The organism is Actinoplanes sp. NPDC019969, assembly GCF_055562375.1.
Window position 1 is genome coordinate 36,321 of sequence record NZ_JBVHFK010000021.1, and the last position, 15,231, is coordinate 51,551.

General features: G+C 73.2%; 15 protein-coding genes and 1 pseudogene. 9 read left to right on the top strand and 7 right to left on the bottom strand.

Annotation, left to right across the window (positions count from 1 at the left end; all coding sequences use genetic code 11):
• The first annotated feature begins 10 nt into the window (after window positions 1–10).
• The 9 genes from ACZ3II_RS40555 to ACZ3II_RS40595 all read left to right on the top strand — a co-directional run bounded on the left by ACZ3II_RS40555 (window position 11) and on the right by ACZ3II_RS40595 (window position 8,997).
• Window positions 11–724 (top strand): ABC transporter ATP-binding protein, encoded by a 714-nt coding sequence (locus ACZ3II_RS40555; RefSeq protein WP_465525632.1) that lies wholly within the window; start codon window positions 11–13, stop codon window positions 722–724.
• A complete protein-coding gene (locus ACZ3II_RS40560) occupies window positions 721–2,061 on the top strand; it encodes an FtsX-like permease family protein (RefSeq protein WP_465525634.1) in 1,341 nt (446 codons plus the stop codon). Before ACZ3II_RS40555 ends, ACZ3II_RS40560 begins: the two co-directional genes overlap by 4 nt.
• Window positions 2,061–3,287 carry a sensor histidine kinase gene (locus ACZ3II_RS40565; protein ID WP_465525729.1) on the top strand — a complete coding sequence of 409 codons (1,227 nt, stop codon included), beginning with the start codon at window positions 2,061–2,063 and terminating at the stop codon, window positions 3,285–3,287. The genes ACZ3II_RS40560 and ACZ3II_RS40565 overlap by 1 nt, the downstream gene beginning before the upstream one ends.
• Before the next feature lie 2 nt (window positions 3,288–3,289).
• Entirely contained in the window at window positions 3,290–3,970 is a 681-nt protein-coding gene (locus ACZ3II_RS40570; protein WP_465525636.1) for a response regulator transcription factor, read from the top strand.
• Between the two features lie 10 nt (window positions 3,971–3,980).
• Entirely contained in the window at window positions 3,981–4,862 is an 882-nt protein-coding gene (locus tag ACZ3II_RS40575; RefSeq protein WP_465525638.1) for a UbiA prenyltransferase family protein, read from the top strand.
• 6 nt (window positions 4,863–4,868) lie between these two features.
• Window positions 4,869–6,104, top strand: coding sequence for a glycosyltransferase (locus tag ACZ3II_RS40580; RefSeq protein WP_465525640.1), 1,236 nt, complete (start codon window positions 4,869–4,871; stop codon window positions 6,102–6,104).
• Window positions 6,105–6,177: 73 nt separating this feature from the next.
• Window positions 6,178–6,510, top strand: a complete 333-nt coding sequence (locus tag ACZ3II_RS40585; protein WP_465525642.1) for an ArsR/SmtB family transcription factor — start codon at window positions 6,178–6,180, stop codon at window positions 6,508–6,510.
• Window positions 6,507–6,776 carry a hypothetical protein gene (locus ACZ3II_RS40590; RefSeq protein ID WP_465525644.1) on the top strand — a complete coding sequence of 90 codons (270 nt, stop codon included), beginning with the start codon at window positions 6,507–6,509 and terminating at the stop codon, window positions 6,774–6,776. Before ACZ3II_RS40585 ends, ACZ3II_RS40590 begins: the two co-directional genes overlap by 4 nt.
• A 145-nt stretch (window positions 6,777–6,921) precedes the next feature.
• On the top strand, window positions 6,922–8,997 hold the full coding sequence (locus ACZ3II_RS40595) for an MMPL family transporter (protein ID WP_465525646.1): 2,076 nt from the start codon (window positions 6,922–6,924) through the stop codon (window positions 8,995–8,997).
• Here the strand turns inward: ACZ3II_RS40595 and ACZ3II_RS40600 are convergent.
• The 7 genes and pseudogenes from ACZ3II_RS40600 to ACZ3II_RS40630 form a co-directional block, all read right to left on the bottom strand.
• On the bottom strand, window positions 8,985–9,305 hold the full coding sequence (locus tag ACZ3II_RS40600; protein ID WP_465525647.1) for a hypothetical protein: 321 nt from the start codon (window positions 9,303–9,305) through the stop codon (window positions 8,985–8,987). The two genes, ACZ3II_RS40595 and ACZ3II_RS40600, sit on opposite strands and share 13 nt — an antisense overlap.
• Window positions 9,227–9,469: an MmyB family transcriptional regulator gene (locus tag ACZ3II_RS40605; protein WP_465525649.1), complete on the bottom strand. Its 243-nt coding sequence runs from the start codon at window positions 9,467–9,469 to the stop codon at window positions 9,227–9,229. The genes ACZ3II_RS40600 and ACZ3II_RS40605 overlap by 79 nt, the downstream gene beginning before the upstream one ends.
• Window positions 9,470–9,614: 145 nt before the next feature.
• Window positions 9,615–9,851: pseudogene (locus tag ACZ3II_RS40610) on the bottom strand (helix-turn-helix domain-containing protein); the annotation flags it as partial.
• A gap of 174 nt (window positions 9,852–10,025) precedes the next feature.
• Complete coding sequence (locus ACZ3II_RS40615) at window positions 10,026–10,865, bottom strand: SGNH/GDSL hydrolase family protein (protein WP_465525651.1); 840 nt, start codon at window positions 10,863–10,865, stop codon at window positions 10,026–10,028.
• A gap of 102 nt (window positions 10,866–10,967) precedes the next feature.
• Window positions 10,968–11,969, bottom strand: coding sequence for an AraC family transcriptional regulator (locus ACZ3II_RS40620; protein WP_465525653.1), 1,002 nt, complete (start codon window positions 11,967–11,969; stop codon window positions 10,968–10,970).
• A gap of 23 nt (window positions 11,970–11,992) precedes the next feature.
• Window positions 11,993–13,447, bottom strand: coding sequence for a hypothetical protein (locus tag ACZ3II_RS40625; RefSeq protein WP_465525655.1), 1,455 nt, complete (start codon window positions 13,445–13,447; stop codon window positions 11,993–11,995).
• A complete protein-coding gene (locus ACZ3II_RS40630) occupies window positions 13,444–15,168 on the bottom strand; it encodes a flavin-containing monooxygenase (RefSeq protein ID WP_465525657.1) in 1,725 nt (574 codons plus the stop codon). The genes ACZ3II_RS40625 and ACZ3II_RS40630 overlap by 4 nt, the downstream gene beginning before the upstream one ends.
• Between the last annotated feature and the right edge of the window lie 63 nt (window positions 15,169–15,231).

Sequence of the window (15,231 nt, forward strand, 5' to 3'; positions counted from 1 at the left end):
GGTTGACCGCATGGAAATCGCGGTGGAACTGGACGGGGTGTCGCGCCGGTACGGCAAGCGCGGCCCTCTGGCCCTCGACAACGTCTCGCTCGCTGTGCCGGCCGGTTCGTTCGTGGCGGTGATGGGCGCGACCGGCTCCGGCAAGAGCACGCTGATGCAGTGCGCCGCCGGGCTGGACCGGCCGACCGGCGGCACCGTGCGGCTGGCCGGGCGGGACATCACCCGGATGCGGGAGCGGGCGCTGACCAGGCTGCGCCGCGACCGGATCGGTTTCGTCTTCCAGTCCTACAACCTGCTGTCCGAGCTGACCGTCGCGCAGAACGTGCGACTGCCCGGGCAGCTCGGCGCGCCCCGCGCCCGCGACGTCGACGAGGTGCTCACCGCGGTCGGGCTGGGCGGCCTCGGGAGACGCCCGGTCGGTGAGCTGTCCGGCGGGCAGCGGCAGCGGGTCGCCCTGGCCCGGACCCTCGCCACCGGCCCGGCCGTGATCTTCGCCGACGAGCCGACCGGCGCGCTCGACCCGGCGACCGGCGCGCAGGTGCTGCGGCTGCTGCGCGAGGCGGTCGACACCGCCGGTGTCACGGTCGTGATGGTCACCCACGATCCGGTGGCCGCCGCCTGGAGCGACCGCCTCGTGCTGCTGCGGTCCGGCGCGATCGCCGCCGACGGCAGGACGCCCGACGCGCCCGCGGTCGCCGCCCGGCTGGCCGGGGTGACCGCATGATCCGCGGGCTGGTCCGGCAGGCGCTGCGCCGGCACCCGTGGACCTTCGTCGGCCCGGCGTGCACGCAGACCCTCGCCGCCACGACCGTCACCGCCTCGCTCGGTCTGCACGAGTCGCTGTCCCGCGCCGCGCTGTCCACGGCGGAGCGGGCGGCGCTCGACGAGATCGGGATGACAGTGGTCGCGCCGCTGTTCGTGGCGATCTCGGTCTACCTCTCACTGATCATCGTGGGCGTGACGATGGGCTCGGCCATCAGCCGGCAGGCCCGCGACATCGCGCTGGTCAAGACGATCGGCGCGGGCCCCGGGCAGGTCCGCCGGGCGATCGCGCTGCAGGCCGCGGTGGTGGCGATCCCGGCCACCCTGACCGGCACGCTGCTCGGTGCGCTCGCCGGGCGGCTGTGGGTCGCCGGGCTGGTCGCCAACGGGGTGACACCGTCCGGGGTGACGTTCCACGCGCATCCGGCGGCGCTGCCGATCGCGCTCGCCGTCACCCTGCCCACCTCGCTGCTCGGCGCCCTGATCGCCGCGATCCGGCTGTCCCGCATCCGGCCGGCCGCCGCGATGGCCGACACCGCCGCGCCCCGCCGCCGCATCGGTCCGGTCCGGACCGTCGCGGGTCTGCTCTGCGCCGGTGGCGGGGTGTTCGCCGCCCAGCTGGTCGCCAGGATGGACGCCGAGAAGGCGGGCGGCGCGGCGTTCGTGATCATGCTGGCGATGTGTGCCGCCGCCGGCCTGCTCGGCCCGGCGCTGCTCCGCGCCGGAGCGCCGCTGGCCCGGATCTTCGGCCGGACCGGGGCCCTCGCCGCGGCCAACATGGCGGTCCGGGCACGGTCGCTGTCCGGGGCGCTGGTGCCGCTGGCGCTGGCCACCTCGTTCGCCGCGGTCAAAGTGGCCTCGCACACCACCGTCGCCCACGAGACCGGCGTCGACGAGGCCCGCGACGTGCTGTGGCTGGACTACTCCGGCACCGCCGTCTACACCGCCTTCGCCACCGTCGCGGCGCTGGCCACCCTGGTCACGGTCACGATGGGACGGCGGCAGGAGTTCGCGACGGTCCGCCTGGCCGGCGCGACGCGAGGGCACACCCTGCGGATCGTCGCCTGCGAGGCGTTCGTGGTGGTGGTGACCGGCCTCGCCGTCGCCGCAGCCGCGGCCCTGACCCTGCTGATCCCGTTGCTGCGCGCCACCCTCGGCGTCACCCTGCCGTTCCTGCCCGCCGGATGGCTCCTCGCCGGAGTGTCCGCTGTGGTCATCGTCGTGGCGCTCGGCATGCTGGCGCCCGCCGCGGCCCTGCTGCGCCGGCCGCCGCTCGAGGCCGTTAGCGTGGACGCGTGATGATCCTCCGGATCCTGCGGGCGCCGGTCGAGGGCCACACCTGGCGGCCGGTCGGATACGCGCTGGTCAGTCTCTTCCCGGCGATCCCGGCGTTCCTCCTCGGGCTGCTCGGCCTGATCGGGGCGGTCCTGTCGCTGCTCACCATCGGCCTGCCGATCCTGGTGGCGGCGCTGTTCCTGGCCCGGGCCACCGCCCGCTACGTTCCGGCGCCGGCCCGCCTGATCCTCGGCTGGGAGTGGCCGGTCCCGCCGCCCGCGGTCCGGGGCCGGGGCCCGGTCCGGTGGGCCCGGGACGTCCTGCGCGACGTCAACGCCTGGCGGGCGCTCGGCTACTGCCTGGTCAAGCTCCCGCTGACGCTGATCACCGCCTACCTGGGCTACTTCGTCGTGGCCGGCGCCGTGGCGATGACCTACCCCGCCTGGTGGTCGTCGGCCGGCGACGTGCTCGGCGGCGTGGCGCAGGCCGGCTCCGCCCGGTCCGCCTGGCTGGTCGGTGCGGCGGGCGCCGTCGTGGTGCTGCTGTGCCCGTGGCTGATCCGGCTCTGTGCCGGCCTGGACCGGCTGCTGATCCGCGCGCTCATCGAACCCGACCCGGCGCACGCCCGGATCGCCCAGCTCGAGGCGGGACGGGCGGCCCTGCAGGCGGACGCGGCGGCGGTGCTGCGCCGGGTCGAACGCGACCTGCACGACGGCACCCAGGCCCGCCTCGTCGCGCTCGCGGTGTCGCTGTCCCGGATCGAACGGCGTACCGGCCCGGAGGTCCGCCCGCTGATCCGCGACGCGCAGGACACCATCGCCGACGCCCTCACCGAACTCCGCGACATCATCCGCACCGTGCACCCGCCGGCCCTCGACGACGGCCTGCCGACCGCCCTGCAGACCCTCGCCGCGCGCAGCCCGCTGCCGGTCGACCTGGACGTCCGGCTCGACGGGCGGCCCGGGGACGCGGTCGCGTCGGCGCTCTACTTCACCGCCGCCGAGCTGCTCGCCAACGTCGTCCGGCACGCCGGCGCGGCCCGCGCCGCGATCGAGGTGCACGGGGACGGCGACACGGTACGGCTGACCGTGCGCGACGACGGCAAGGGCGGCGCCGAGCCGCGGACCGGCGGAACCGGTCTGGCCGGGCTCAGCCGCCGGGCCACCGCGCTGGACGGATCGTTCACCGTGGACAGCCCGCCCGGCGGCCCCACCAGAGTCACCCTGACACTGCCTTCGAGAGGATTCTGACATTGCGGACGGTCATCGCCGAGGACAACCCGGTGCTGCGGGACGGGCTCGTCCGGCTGCTCGCCGACTACGACATCGACGTGGTCGCCGCCGTGGACAACGCCGACGACCTGATCGCGGCCGCCGCCGAGCACCTGCCGGACGTCGTCGTCGCCGACGTGCGGATGCCACCGACCCACACCGACGAAGGGCTGCGCGCCGCGCTGGCCATCCGGCGGGCCCACCCCGGCGTGGCGGTGCTGGTCTTCTCCCAGTGGGTCGAGAAGTCGTACGCCAAGGAGCTGATCGCCGATCATCGGGGCGGGACCGGATACCTGCTCAAGGACCGGATCGTGCGGACCGACGACTTCGTCGACGCGCTGCGCCGGGTCGCGGCGGGCGGCACCGCCCTCGATCCCGAGGTGGTCGGGCAGCTGTTCTCCGACCCGGCGGTCGACCGGGGCATGGCCAGCCTCACCGCGCGGGAACGGCAGATCCTCGGCCTGGTCGCGCAGGGCCGCTCCAACCAGGCGATCGCCGAGGACCTGCGGCTCGCCGGGCGCAGCGTGGAGAAACACGTCACCGCCATCTTCACCAAACTCGACCTGCCGCAGGACAGCGCCGACCACCGCCGGGTCCTGGCGGTGCTGCGTTACCTCAACGCCGGCCCGGGATCTCAGGGTCCACACAGGAGCGGGGGGTGACGATGCGGACATGACGACGTTGGCGCAACGTCCCGCGGCGGTTCTGGTCGCGGTGTCGCGGCCGTGGTTCTGGCCGGTGTCCTGGGTGCCCGCCTACCTCGGAACGGTGATCGCCGGGCACGCCTGGCTCCCCGATCCGGCCGACGCCGGGCGCGCGATCGTGGCGCTGCTCGTGCTCGGACCGCTGATCTGGGGCGCCGTGCTCGCCCAGAACGATCTGCACGACCTGCCCAGCGACCGGGTCAACCCGCGGAAGGCGACATCGCCGCTGGTCACCGGGGCGGTGTCGGCGCGGCGGCTGCAAACCTGGTACCGGATGCTGGCGCTGGCGTCGATCGGGGCGGCCTGGTTCGTCGGGCCGTTGTTCGTCGTCGGTGTGGCGGGGGTGCTGGCGCTCGGCTGGGCGTACAGCGTTCCGCCCCTGCGCCTGAAGGCCCGGCCTGGGTGGGACGTGGCGGTCAACGCGGTGGTCGTCGGGGCGGTGTCGCCGGCGGCGGGCTGGGCGATCACCCGGGAGCCGTGGGAGTTCCCGTGGCAGCTGGCGCTGATCGGGGTGTTGTTCGCGGCCGCGCTCTACGTGCCGACCACGGTCATCGACGTTTCCGCGGATGCGGGGGCGGGTGACGAGACCTTTTCCGTGAAGTACGGGGCGCGGGCGGCGTACCGGATCGGTCTCGGTCTTTGGGGTCTTGCTCTTGTCGTCTCCCTGGTCTGCGCCGTGTTCGATCAGCTGGTGCCGCGGGAGACGCTGGCGCCGCAGCTGGTGATGGCGCCGGTGCTGTTCATGGCGTATGCGGCACTGACCCGCCGCCCATCGATCGCGCGGCTGGCGGTGGTGTCCCTGCTCTTCGGGATTCCGACCGCCGGGTTCGCCATGGCCTATGTGGGGTGAGGAACGATGCGGATCCTGATCATCGCGGTCGGCAGTCGTGGCGACGTCGCGCCGTTCACCGGCCTGGGCCGGCGCCTGGTCACGGCAGGCCATGCGGTCACGGTCGCCACCCACGAGCTTTTCGAGCCTTTGGTACGCGGTAACGACCTCGACTTCCACCCACTGCCGCTGGACACGCGCGAGGAATTGACGGAACGCCTCGCCGCCGAGGGCGCCCGCGGCCAGTTGCGGACGACGGTCGAGTTCAGCCGGATCCTCGCCGCCCACGCCCGGCCGATGGCCGCCGCGATCCTGGACGCCGCCCGCAAGGCCGACCTGCTGCTGCTCACCCCGGCCGGCTGGATCGGCGCGCACGTCGCCGAGGCGCTGAGCCTGCCGAGCGCCGGCGTCTACCTGCAGCCGATGACCCCGACCGGGGAGTTCCCGCCGGCCACCGTCACCACCCGCTCGCTCGGCGCCCGCGGCAATCACCGGGTCGCGTCCGCGCTGCTCCATCTGGGTCAGCGCCCGTTCCGCAGCGCCGTCGCCGCCCTCCGTGACGACCTCGGCCTCCCGCCGATCGGCACCGGCGCGTGGCTGGCCCGGGTGCGGGCGTCGCGCTGGCCGATCTGCTACGGCTACAGCCCTCTCGTGGTGCCGCAGCCCGCCGACTGGCCGGACGGGAATCACACCGTCGGCTACTGGTGGCCCGCCACCGACCCCGCGTACACGCCTCCGCCGGAGGTCGCGGACTTCCTCGCCGCCGGCCCACCGCCGGTCTACATCGGGTTCGGCAGCATGCCGTTCGCCGACGGGACCGCCGTGTCCGCCCTGCTCCTGGCCGCCGTCCGGAAAGCCGGGCTGCGCGCCGTGGTGAACACCGGCTGGGCCGGCCTGACCGGCGCCGGCGACGACGTGCTGACCGTTCCCGATCTGCCGCACGACTGGCTGTTCCCGCGGATGGCGGCGGTCGTCCACCACGCCGGGGCGGGCACCACCGCGGCCGGCCTGCGTGCCGGGGTGCCGGCGGTGCCGGTGCCGTTCGTGGTGGACCAGCCGTTCTGGGCGCGGCGGCTGACCCTGCTCGGCGTCACCCCGGACGCGATCCCGTTCCGGCGGCTCACGGCCGGCCGGCTCGCCGCGGCCCTCACCAGCGCCACCAGCGATCCCCGCTTCCGTGAGCGTGCCCGGGACGTCGCCGCGGGCCTCGCCCGGGAGGACGGTGCGGGCGGCGTCCTCCGTGTCCTGGACGGCGTCGTGTGAGCACAGTGGACCCGGCGCATAGTTGTCGCTGATTGCATGTGCTAACTTTCCTTGGCATGTGCAGGGTTTCACTATGAGTGCTCCCGGGACGGCTGGAGACGACCTGGTGCGGGTGCTGACCGCACTGGCCAGCCCGCACCGCCTGCGGGTCGTGGCGGCACTGGCGCGGGAGCGCAACTACGTGAGCCGGTTGGCCCGCGAGCTGGGCCTCAGCCGTGCGCTGCTGCAGGTCCACCTGCGCAAACTCGAGGCGGCCGGTCTGGTGTCGGCCCAGCTGGAATTCTCCGACGACGGGAAAGCGATGAAGTTCTACGAGGTCAACGAGTTCGTCTACACACTCACGCCACAGTTCATCGCGGACGCGGCGCGGTCGCTGACGTCGCCCGGCCCGGTGGAGGAGTCATGAGCGGCGACGACTGGGCGGAGGTGGCCGGTGTGATCGGCGTCTTCGCGTTCGTCATCACGGTCATCACGGTGATCATCGTGCAGGTGGCGGCCACGATCCGGGCGAAGGCGGCCCTCGCCCGCGAGGACGAGTACCGCGAGCTGGCCGAGCGGACGGTCCTCCTCCAGGAGGCCATCGAGAAGCGTCTGGTCGCCCTCGACGAGCAGGCGGACCGGGCACACGCCCGTCTCAGCTCGGTCGAGCGGATCCTCAAGCAGGTCGAGTAGACGGTTGGGGTTCGGGCCGTCGAGCGCCAACTCGACGGCCCGGATGAAAGAAGCGCCGCCTCGCCCGCGGGCGAGTTCTCTCCGGAACGTTCCTTCACCGAAAGGACAGCACTTCATGCTGCTCGGAAGCAAATCCGGTGGCCCGTTGACAGAACGGGTCGCGGGGTGGTCGGTCCGCCATCGGGCTCTCGCGGTGCTCGGCTGGCTCACGCTGGTCGTCGTCGCGGTCCTGTCGAGCGCGCTGATGACAGGGCCGGAGGCGCGTTCCGTCGACCCGGGTGACTCCGGCCGCGCCCAGCAGGCCCTGCGCTCGCAACAGGTGCGCGAACCGATCCGCGAGAGCGTTCTGGTGCAGCCGCGGGCCACCGGTTCGCCCCGAGCCGCGATGGAGGATCTGGCGGCCGCGTTAGGGGAGACCGGCGTGGAGTCACTGCTCTCCCCGGACGGGCGGTCGGGCCTGGTCACGTTCCAGGTGCCCGTTACGGCGTACGAGACAGCGGTCGCCGCGATCGAGACGGTGGCGGCCCGGCACCCGGACATGCGGGTCGCGCAGGCCGGCGACCGGAGCCTGTCGATCGCCGTCGACCAGGCCCTCCAGGATGATCTCCGGCGCTCGGAGATCGTCTCGCTGCCGTTGACCGTGGTCATCCTGCTGATCGTTTTCGGCTCCGTGGTCGCGGCGGGCATTCCGTTGCTGCTCGCCGCCACCACTGTCGCGGGCACGTTCGGGCTCCTCCAGACGATCGGCCACTGGATGCCGATCAACAGCGCGGCCTCCTCGATGGTGCTGCTGATCGGGGTGGCGGTCGGGATCGACTACTCGCTGTTCTACATCCGCCGGGTACGGGAGGAACGCGCCGCCGGCCGCGATGTCGCCGAGGCGCTGCGGGTGACCGCGCGCACCTCCGGGCATGCCGTCGTGGTCTCCGGCCTCACCGTCATGATGTGTGTCTGCGGGCTGCTGTTCACCGGGCTCGACAACCTCCAGGGCCTCGCCGTCGGCGCCGTGCTGGTCGTCGGCCTGGCGGTGGTCGGCTCGGTGACGGTCCTGCCGGCGCTGCTCTCGTTGCTCGGCCCGCGCGTGGACCGTGGGCGGATCCCGTGGCTGGGCCGGCGGCGGACCACGGCGGCACCGTCGCGCGTCTGGTCCGCCATGGCACGTGCGGTCATCCGGCGCCCTCTGCTCTGGGGTGGCATCGCGACCGCGGCGCTCCTCGCCATGACGCTGCCGGCGCTCGGGATGCGGCTGCAGGACGCCGCCGTGACCGACAGCCTGCCGCGCAGCGTGCCTGCCGTCGACGCGGCGTCGCGGATGCAGGAGGCGTTCCCCGGCGCCGCCACGCCGTCCCGGGTGGTGATCTGGCGTGCGGACGGCGGCGAGGCCGACAGCCCGGCGGTACGCCAGGCGATCGGCGAACTGACCCGGCTGGTCGCCGGGCCCGCCGCTGTGGTCGACGTCGGACGGGCCCTGGTGGTTCGGGTGCCGCTGCCGGGTGGCGGCACCGACGGCACCTCGAACGCCGCGCTGCGAACGCTCCGCGAGAAGACGCTGCCGGCCACCCTGGGCACGGTGCCCGGTGTCGAGTACGCGGTCGGCGGCCGGACCGCGTTCGCCCACGACTTCACCGCGGTGGTACGCGCGCGCGGTCCGCTGGTCTACGCGCTGGTTCTCGTGACGGCGTTCGCCCTGCTGCTGGTGGCGTTTCGTTCGGTGGCGATCCCGGCGGTGTCGATCGTGCTGAACCTGCTGTCGATCGGTGCCGCGTACGGCGTGGTGACCTGGGTGTTCCAGGACGGTCACCTGGCCGGGGCGTTCGGCTTCACACCGTACGGCGGGGTGGTCGGCTGGCAGCCGCTGTTCATGTTCGTCATCCTGTTCGGCCTGAGCATGGACTACCACATCTTCATCCTCAGCCGGGTGCGCGAACGGTGGGCCGCCGGCGCGACCGCCCGTGACGCGATCGTCGGCGGCATCAGCACGAGCGCCGGGGTCGTCTCCAGCGCCGCCGTCATCATGGCCGGCGTCTTCTCGGTGTTCATCACGCTCGGGGCGATCGAGTACAAGATGCTCGGCGTCGGGATGGCGGTCGCCGTGATCATCGACGCCACCGTCGTCCGCGGCGTGCTGCTGCCCGCGGCGCTGGCCCTCGTCGGTGACCGTGCATGGACTCTGTCCGCCCGTCACCCGAACCGCGGCGCCCTCGCGCCTCACCCCGGGTGACGCGGCGGGCCCGGCGCGCCCGCGAACGCGGTCAGGGCGGCCGCGGTCGCGTCGTCGGCGGGGAGGAAGGCCTCCAGCCGCGGTTCGGCGAGGGTCACGTCGGTCGCGGTGCCGAAATGCGTCAGGGTGGTGATCAGCCGCAGGTCGGGGCCGTCCTCCGTGCGCAGGTGCAGGGGCACCGCGAACCCGAGATGACCGGGCCGGACCTGCCGGGGCGGCACCAGCCCGGTCAGTTCGGTGGCGAGGTCCGCGAGCCGGGCGTCCGGGTTGCGAGGCTCTCCGCCCGGATCCGGTCGACGACGTGCCACGCCCATTCACCGAGGTTGACGATGCGGGGCGCGAGACCGCGCGGATGCAGCAGGATGCGCGGCACGTTCACCGGGGCGGCCAGCAGGTCCGGGGCGGCGCCGCGGGTGAGCCGGTGGAACGCGGCGTTCGCGGCGACCAGGCCGCCGTGCCGGGAGACCACCACTGCGGGGGTACGGCAGATGCCCGTGCAGGATCCGGTCGAGCGCCGCCCGGACCGGCGCCAGTCCCGGCCCGTCCAGCCCGGACTCCGGGTGGGCGGGCGCGAACCCGGCCGCGAGCAGCAGCTCGTTGCGTTGCCGGATCGGCACGTCGAGGGATTCGGCCAGCCGGATCACCATGGTCCGGCCGGGCGCCGACCGGCCGCTCTCGAGGAAGGTGACGTGCCGCTGGGTGGTGCCGGCCCGCGACGCGAGTTCGAGCTGGCTGACCCGCCGCCGGGTGCTTTCCCGATCGCCGGGAGCCGATATTTTCCGTGGCATGCCGAGACCGGTGTGGACGGCGGCCCTGCTGTCCTGGGTGCTCGCCGTGCCACTGTGGTTCGTCATGAAGTTCGTTCTCGTGGTCGGGCACGCGCTGGCCGCGAAGCTGCTCCTCCGGAACCTGGAGCCGATCACGTTCGACCGGCACGATCGCGGCCCTCGCCCACGGCGGCGGCCTGCTGCTGCGGAGCGCGACGTGAGCGGCCCCGGGAGGAGTCCCGGGGCCGCTCACCGCGGGGATCAGAAACGGTCGGCGAAGCCGGTCTCGGCGATCGCCGGCAGGTAGCCGCGCTCGTGCCCGGCGGCGGTCGGGTGCAGGGCGGTGTTGTCCCGCATGCCCTCGGCGCCGACCAGCCACGGCCGGGGGCTGCACACGCCGTGCCGGGCGAACGCCTGCTCGACGTCGGCGAACCGGATCCGGGCCCGGTCGGCGGCCGCGGCGATCACCGCGTTGAGGCGGGCAGCGACCTGGTTGACGCGGGCGCGCATCTTCGCCGGGATCGGCATGCCGGCGCAGCGGGGGGTCTTCGCGAACGGCAGCGGGTAGCCGGTGACGACGATGCGGGCGTTCGGGGCGGCGGCCCGGATCGCCTGGATCATGCGGGAGATCTCGCGCGGCAGGGTCACGGCCAGCTTGCGGTTGATCTGGGCGTTGCCGGTACGGCAGGCCAGCGCGGTCATCGGGCTCATGCAGGCCTGCAGCACCTCCTTGACCTCCAGGTCGTTGGCGCCGACGGTGACGGTGACCAGTGCGGTCCGGTGGTCGAGGGCGGCCAGCTGCCGGCCGGTGACGTCGGCGACGGTGGCGTCGACACAGGCCGCGTTGCGCAGGGCGACCGCGCCGTCGGTGCTGCGGGCGAGCAGCGCCGGGTACGCGGCGGGGGTCCGTCCGCAGTTGTCGCGGGTGGGCGCGGAGCCGTACCCGGCGGCGTAGGAGTCGCCGAGCGCCACGTACTGCAGGGGCGTGGGGGCGACGGACGCGGCGACGGCGGTGGCGGGGGCGGCCCAGGCCGTCGCGGTCAGCGCCACGGTCGCGCAGACGGCAACGACGCGGCGGAAGATCGCAGCAGGGTACGACATCAGAGTCTCCGAACGAGTGCTTTTAGCGCGGATCCGGGGGGACCGGAAACGGACAAACGGACCCTAATGCATGAAAGCACTCATTCCGCGTAGGCGCACCGGTCAGCCGGCGGCGGCCGGAAGGATGACACGGCTCGGACCGTGGGCGGTCCGGTGGTGCTCCGGTCCCGTCGTGACCTGGCGGCGGTACTCCTGCGGGCTCATCCCGCGCTCCCGTTTGAACGCCGTGCTCAGGGCGAACGCGCTGCCGTACCCCACCCGGCGAGCCACCGACCCGATCGTGGCGCCCGGCTCGCGCAGCAGGTCGGCGGCGAGCGTGAGCCGCCACCCGGTCAGATACGCCATCGGCGGTTCGCCGACCAGCTCGGTGAACCGCCGGGCCAGCGCCGACCGGGACACCCCGATCCGGGCCGCCAGCGTCGCCACCGTCCACGGCGCCTCCGGAGCCTCGTGCAGCAGCCGCAGCGCCGGCCCGGCGATCGGATCCCGCCGGGCCCGATGCCAGGCGGGAGCACCGGCCTCCGGGGCGGCCAGCCAGGCCCGCAGCACCGACACCAGCAGCAGGTCGAGCAGCCGGTCGAGGACCAGTTCCTGGCCCGGATCGGTGCGGGACATCTCGGTGGCGAGAAGGCCCACGAGGGTACGGTCGGCCGCCGCCCCCGGCTGCACCAGCAGTCGCGGCAGCGCGCCGAGCAGCCGCCGGCTCACCTCGCTGTCCATCCGATACGTGCCGGTGAGCAGCTCCGTCGCCGCGTCGACCCGGTCGCCCCAGGTCCGTACCCCCAGGTGCAGGGTGTCCAGGGGGTCCCTGCCGTCCACCGTGACGCACACCTGCCCGGGCCGGATGATCGTCTGCCACGGCGTCGCCGGGTCGTCGGCGACCGTGTACGGCTGTGGCCCCCGGATCACCGCCACGTCACCGGGCCGCAACGCGGTCGGCTCGCCGTCGTCGCCGGTCAGCCACGCCGACCCGCGCACCACGGTGAGCAGGGTCAGCGGTGCCCGGTCCTCGATCCGCAGCGCGAACGGCGGATCGAACACCGACCGCAGCAGGAAGGCGCCCCGGGCGCGCGGCGAGTCCAGCAGACCGGTCAGCGTGTCCACACCGGTCACCGTAGCGACCGGCGTCACACGGGAATGCGGACCACCGTGCCCTCGGCGGCGGCGGCCAGATAGAGGGCGCCGTCCGGGCCGGCGGCGAGGCCGGCGAACGGCTGCGGGACGCCCGGCAGGCCGTGGCCGAACAGGTTCGGGGTGATCGGCCGGGGGAGCGGGATCGGCAGGTCCTCCGCGACGACCCGGACCGGGGTGGTGACCTCGACGATCCGGCGGCGGCCCGCCTCGGCGGCGAACAGGCGGCCGCCGTGGAACACCAGGCCCTGCGGGGTGTCCAGGCCCTCGGCCAGCGCCACCGGCTTGCCGTCGTCCAGGCGGTGGACAGCGCCGTGCTCCTCGTCGGTGACGTGCACCCGGCCGTCGGCGTCGATCGCGATCCCGGCCGGCCGGCCCAGGCCCTCGGCCAGCACCGACACCTCGTCGGCGGGGCTGATCGCCAGGACGCGGCCGGTGCCCGCCTCGGCGACGATCAGGGCGCCGTCACCCCGTACCGCCAAGCCCCGGGGTTGATTCAGGTTCTCGGCCCGGTTGCGGGCTGACCGCGACGCCCGGTCGAACGTCCCCGCCTGCCCGTATTGGGAGGTGAAGTGGAGGGTGTCGCCGTCGGCGGCGACGGCGTGGGCGAACGGCCGCAGCGCCCCGTCGATCCGGTAGTGGTCGGCGACGACCACCGCGCCCGACGTGTCCACGGTGACGTCGAACGGGCCGGTCAGCCCGCGCGGGACCACCTCGCGAACGCCGCCGCCGGGCAGGATCTCGGTGATGCCGCCGGTGGCGAAGCTGGAGACGAACATCCGGTTGTCCGCGTCGAAGGCGGCGTTGTCCAGGCCGGGGATGCCGGTGACGATGGTGGTGCGCGCGCCGCCCTCGATGCGGACGATGGTGCCGGCCTCGTCGATCAGGAGCACGTGGAGGACGCCGTCGCGGTCCAGGCGGACCGCCACGGTCTGCGGCACGTCGGCGGCGACGAGTTCCGGGGCGCCGCCGTCGGGCGCGATCCGGTAGACCTCGCCGGGGAACATGTGCGGGTAGTACAGGTAACCGTCCGGGCCGAACTGCATCGCGTTGCCCAGCGTCAGGCCCTCGGTCAGCACCCGCGTCTCCCCGCCGGTGACCTCCAGCAGCCGGCCGCCGAAGGTCATCTCGTTGACGAAGACCCGGTCGCCGAGGACCGCGATGCCGTTCGGGTTCGCCAGATCGCCGGCCAGCACGGTGAGGTCGCCGTCCAGGCCGAGCCGCCACACCTGGCCGGGCGACAGGTCGGTGATGTACATCGACCCGTCCGCGCCGAAGGCCAGATCGTCCGGCGCCTGCAACGGCCCGTCCGGCGCGATCACGGTCTGCACCTCGCCGGTGGCGACGTCGACCGAACTGATCCGGCCGGGCAGGAACTCGGCGACGTAGAGGCGTCCGCCCGGGCCGAAGGTGATGCCGTTGGAACCGCGAAGCGGGGTGGGTGCGGTCACTCGTTCCACAGGACTCCGTCCATGCTGCCGTCGGTGCGCCAGGTGCGCAGGAGTTCGTGGAAGGCGATCGGGCCGGGGTCGTACGCGATGGTGACCTCCAGCGGACTGCCCTCGTTGTTGTAGTACCCGGGGGTGCACTCGGACTGGAACCGGTAGCTGCTGTGCGCGTTCGCGTCGATCGTGGCGGCCCAGGCGTCCTCGGCCTCGCGGGTCGGTTCGATCCGGCGGGCCTTCGTGGCGATCAGCGCGCCGATGTGGACGGCCTGCTCCTGGAGGATGTGCACGAAGTTGACGGCCCGCGCGTTGTGGATCGGGCCGAGGTGGAACAGGTTCGGGAAGCCGTGGCTGTAGAAACCGTGCAGGGTACGGAACCCGTTCGCCCAGTGCTCGAAGATGTTCTTCCCGCCGCGGCCGGTGACGCTCAGGGTGCCGGACAGCACGCCGGAGATGCCCACCTCGAAACCGGTGGCGAAGATGACGCAGTCGAGCTCGTACTCCCGGTCGCCGACGACGACGCCGGCCGGGGTCATCGCGGTGATGCCGCCGTGGTCGGCGGTGTCGACCAGGGTGACGTTCGGCCGGTTGAACGTCTGCAGGTAGTGGTCGCTGAAGGTGGGCCGCTTGCACATGTAGCGGTACCACGGTTTGAGCAGCTCGGCGACCGCCGGATCGGTGACGACCTCGTCGACCCGGGCACGGATCTCGTTCATCGTGGCGAAGTCGGCGAGTTCCCGTTCCTCGTCGGTGAGGTCGTCACGCGTACCGCTCAGGAAGGTCCTCTGCAGTCGCGCCGTGCTCGTCCACCGGTCGTCGATCAGGTCCACGTCGGCGTGCCCGCCGGTGACGATGGTCAGGAAGTTGTCCATCCGTTCCCGCTGCCACCCGGGCTGCATGTTCTCCAGGGAGAGCGGCCGGTTGTCGCGGACGTCGACCGTCGAGGGGGTGCGCTGGAAGACGTGGAGGTGACCGGCCACCTCGGCGATCTCGGGGACGACCTGGACACCGGTGGCGCCGGTGCCGACCACGCCGACCCGCTTGCCGGCCAGGTCGTAGCCGTGGTCCCAGCGGCTGGTGTGGAAGGTGTGCCCCCGGTACCCGGTGATGCCGGGGATGTTCGGCAGTTTCGGCTGGGTCAGCACACCCGACGACACCACGACGTAGCGGGACCGGAACACGTCGCCGCGGTCCGTCGTCACGGTCCACTCGGCGTCCTCGTCGTCCCAGGTCAGATCCACCGCCTTGGTGTGGAACAGGGCCTGGTCGTAGAGGCCGTGGTGCCCGGCGATCGCCATGGCGTGCCGCCGGATCTCCTCGCCGGGCGCGTACCGCCACCGCGGCACGTAGCCGATCTCCTCCAGCAGCGGCATGTAGATGGTGGCCTCGATGTCGCAGTGGATGCCGGGGTACCGGTTCCAGTACCAGGTGCCGCCGAAGTCACCGGCCTCGTCGATCATCCGGATGTCCTCGAGGCCGGCGTCGCGCAGCTTGGCGGCGGTCAGCAGGCCCCCGAACCCGCCGCCCACCACCGTCGCCTCGACCCGGTCACGTGCCGGTGCGCGGTCCTTGACCGGCGTGTACGGGTCCTTCGCCCAGTAACCGAACTCGCCGGTCGTACCCCGGTACTGCCCGCCGCCGTCCGGACGGATCCGCCGGTCCTTCTCGGCCTGGTATTTCGCGCGCAGCGCGACGATTTCCGCACGGGAGATCGGGGACATGCGCATCAGCTAATCATGGACTTCGATTTCGCTGCAATGCGGGGTAGCTCTGGGTAGTCAATCAACAAC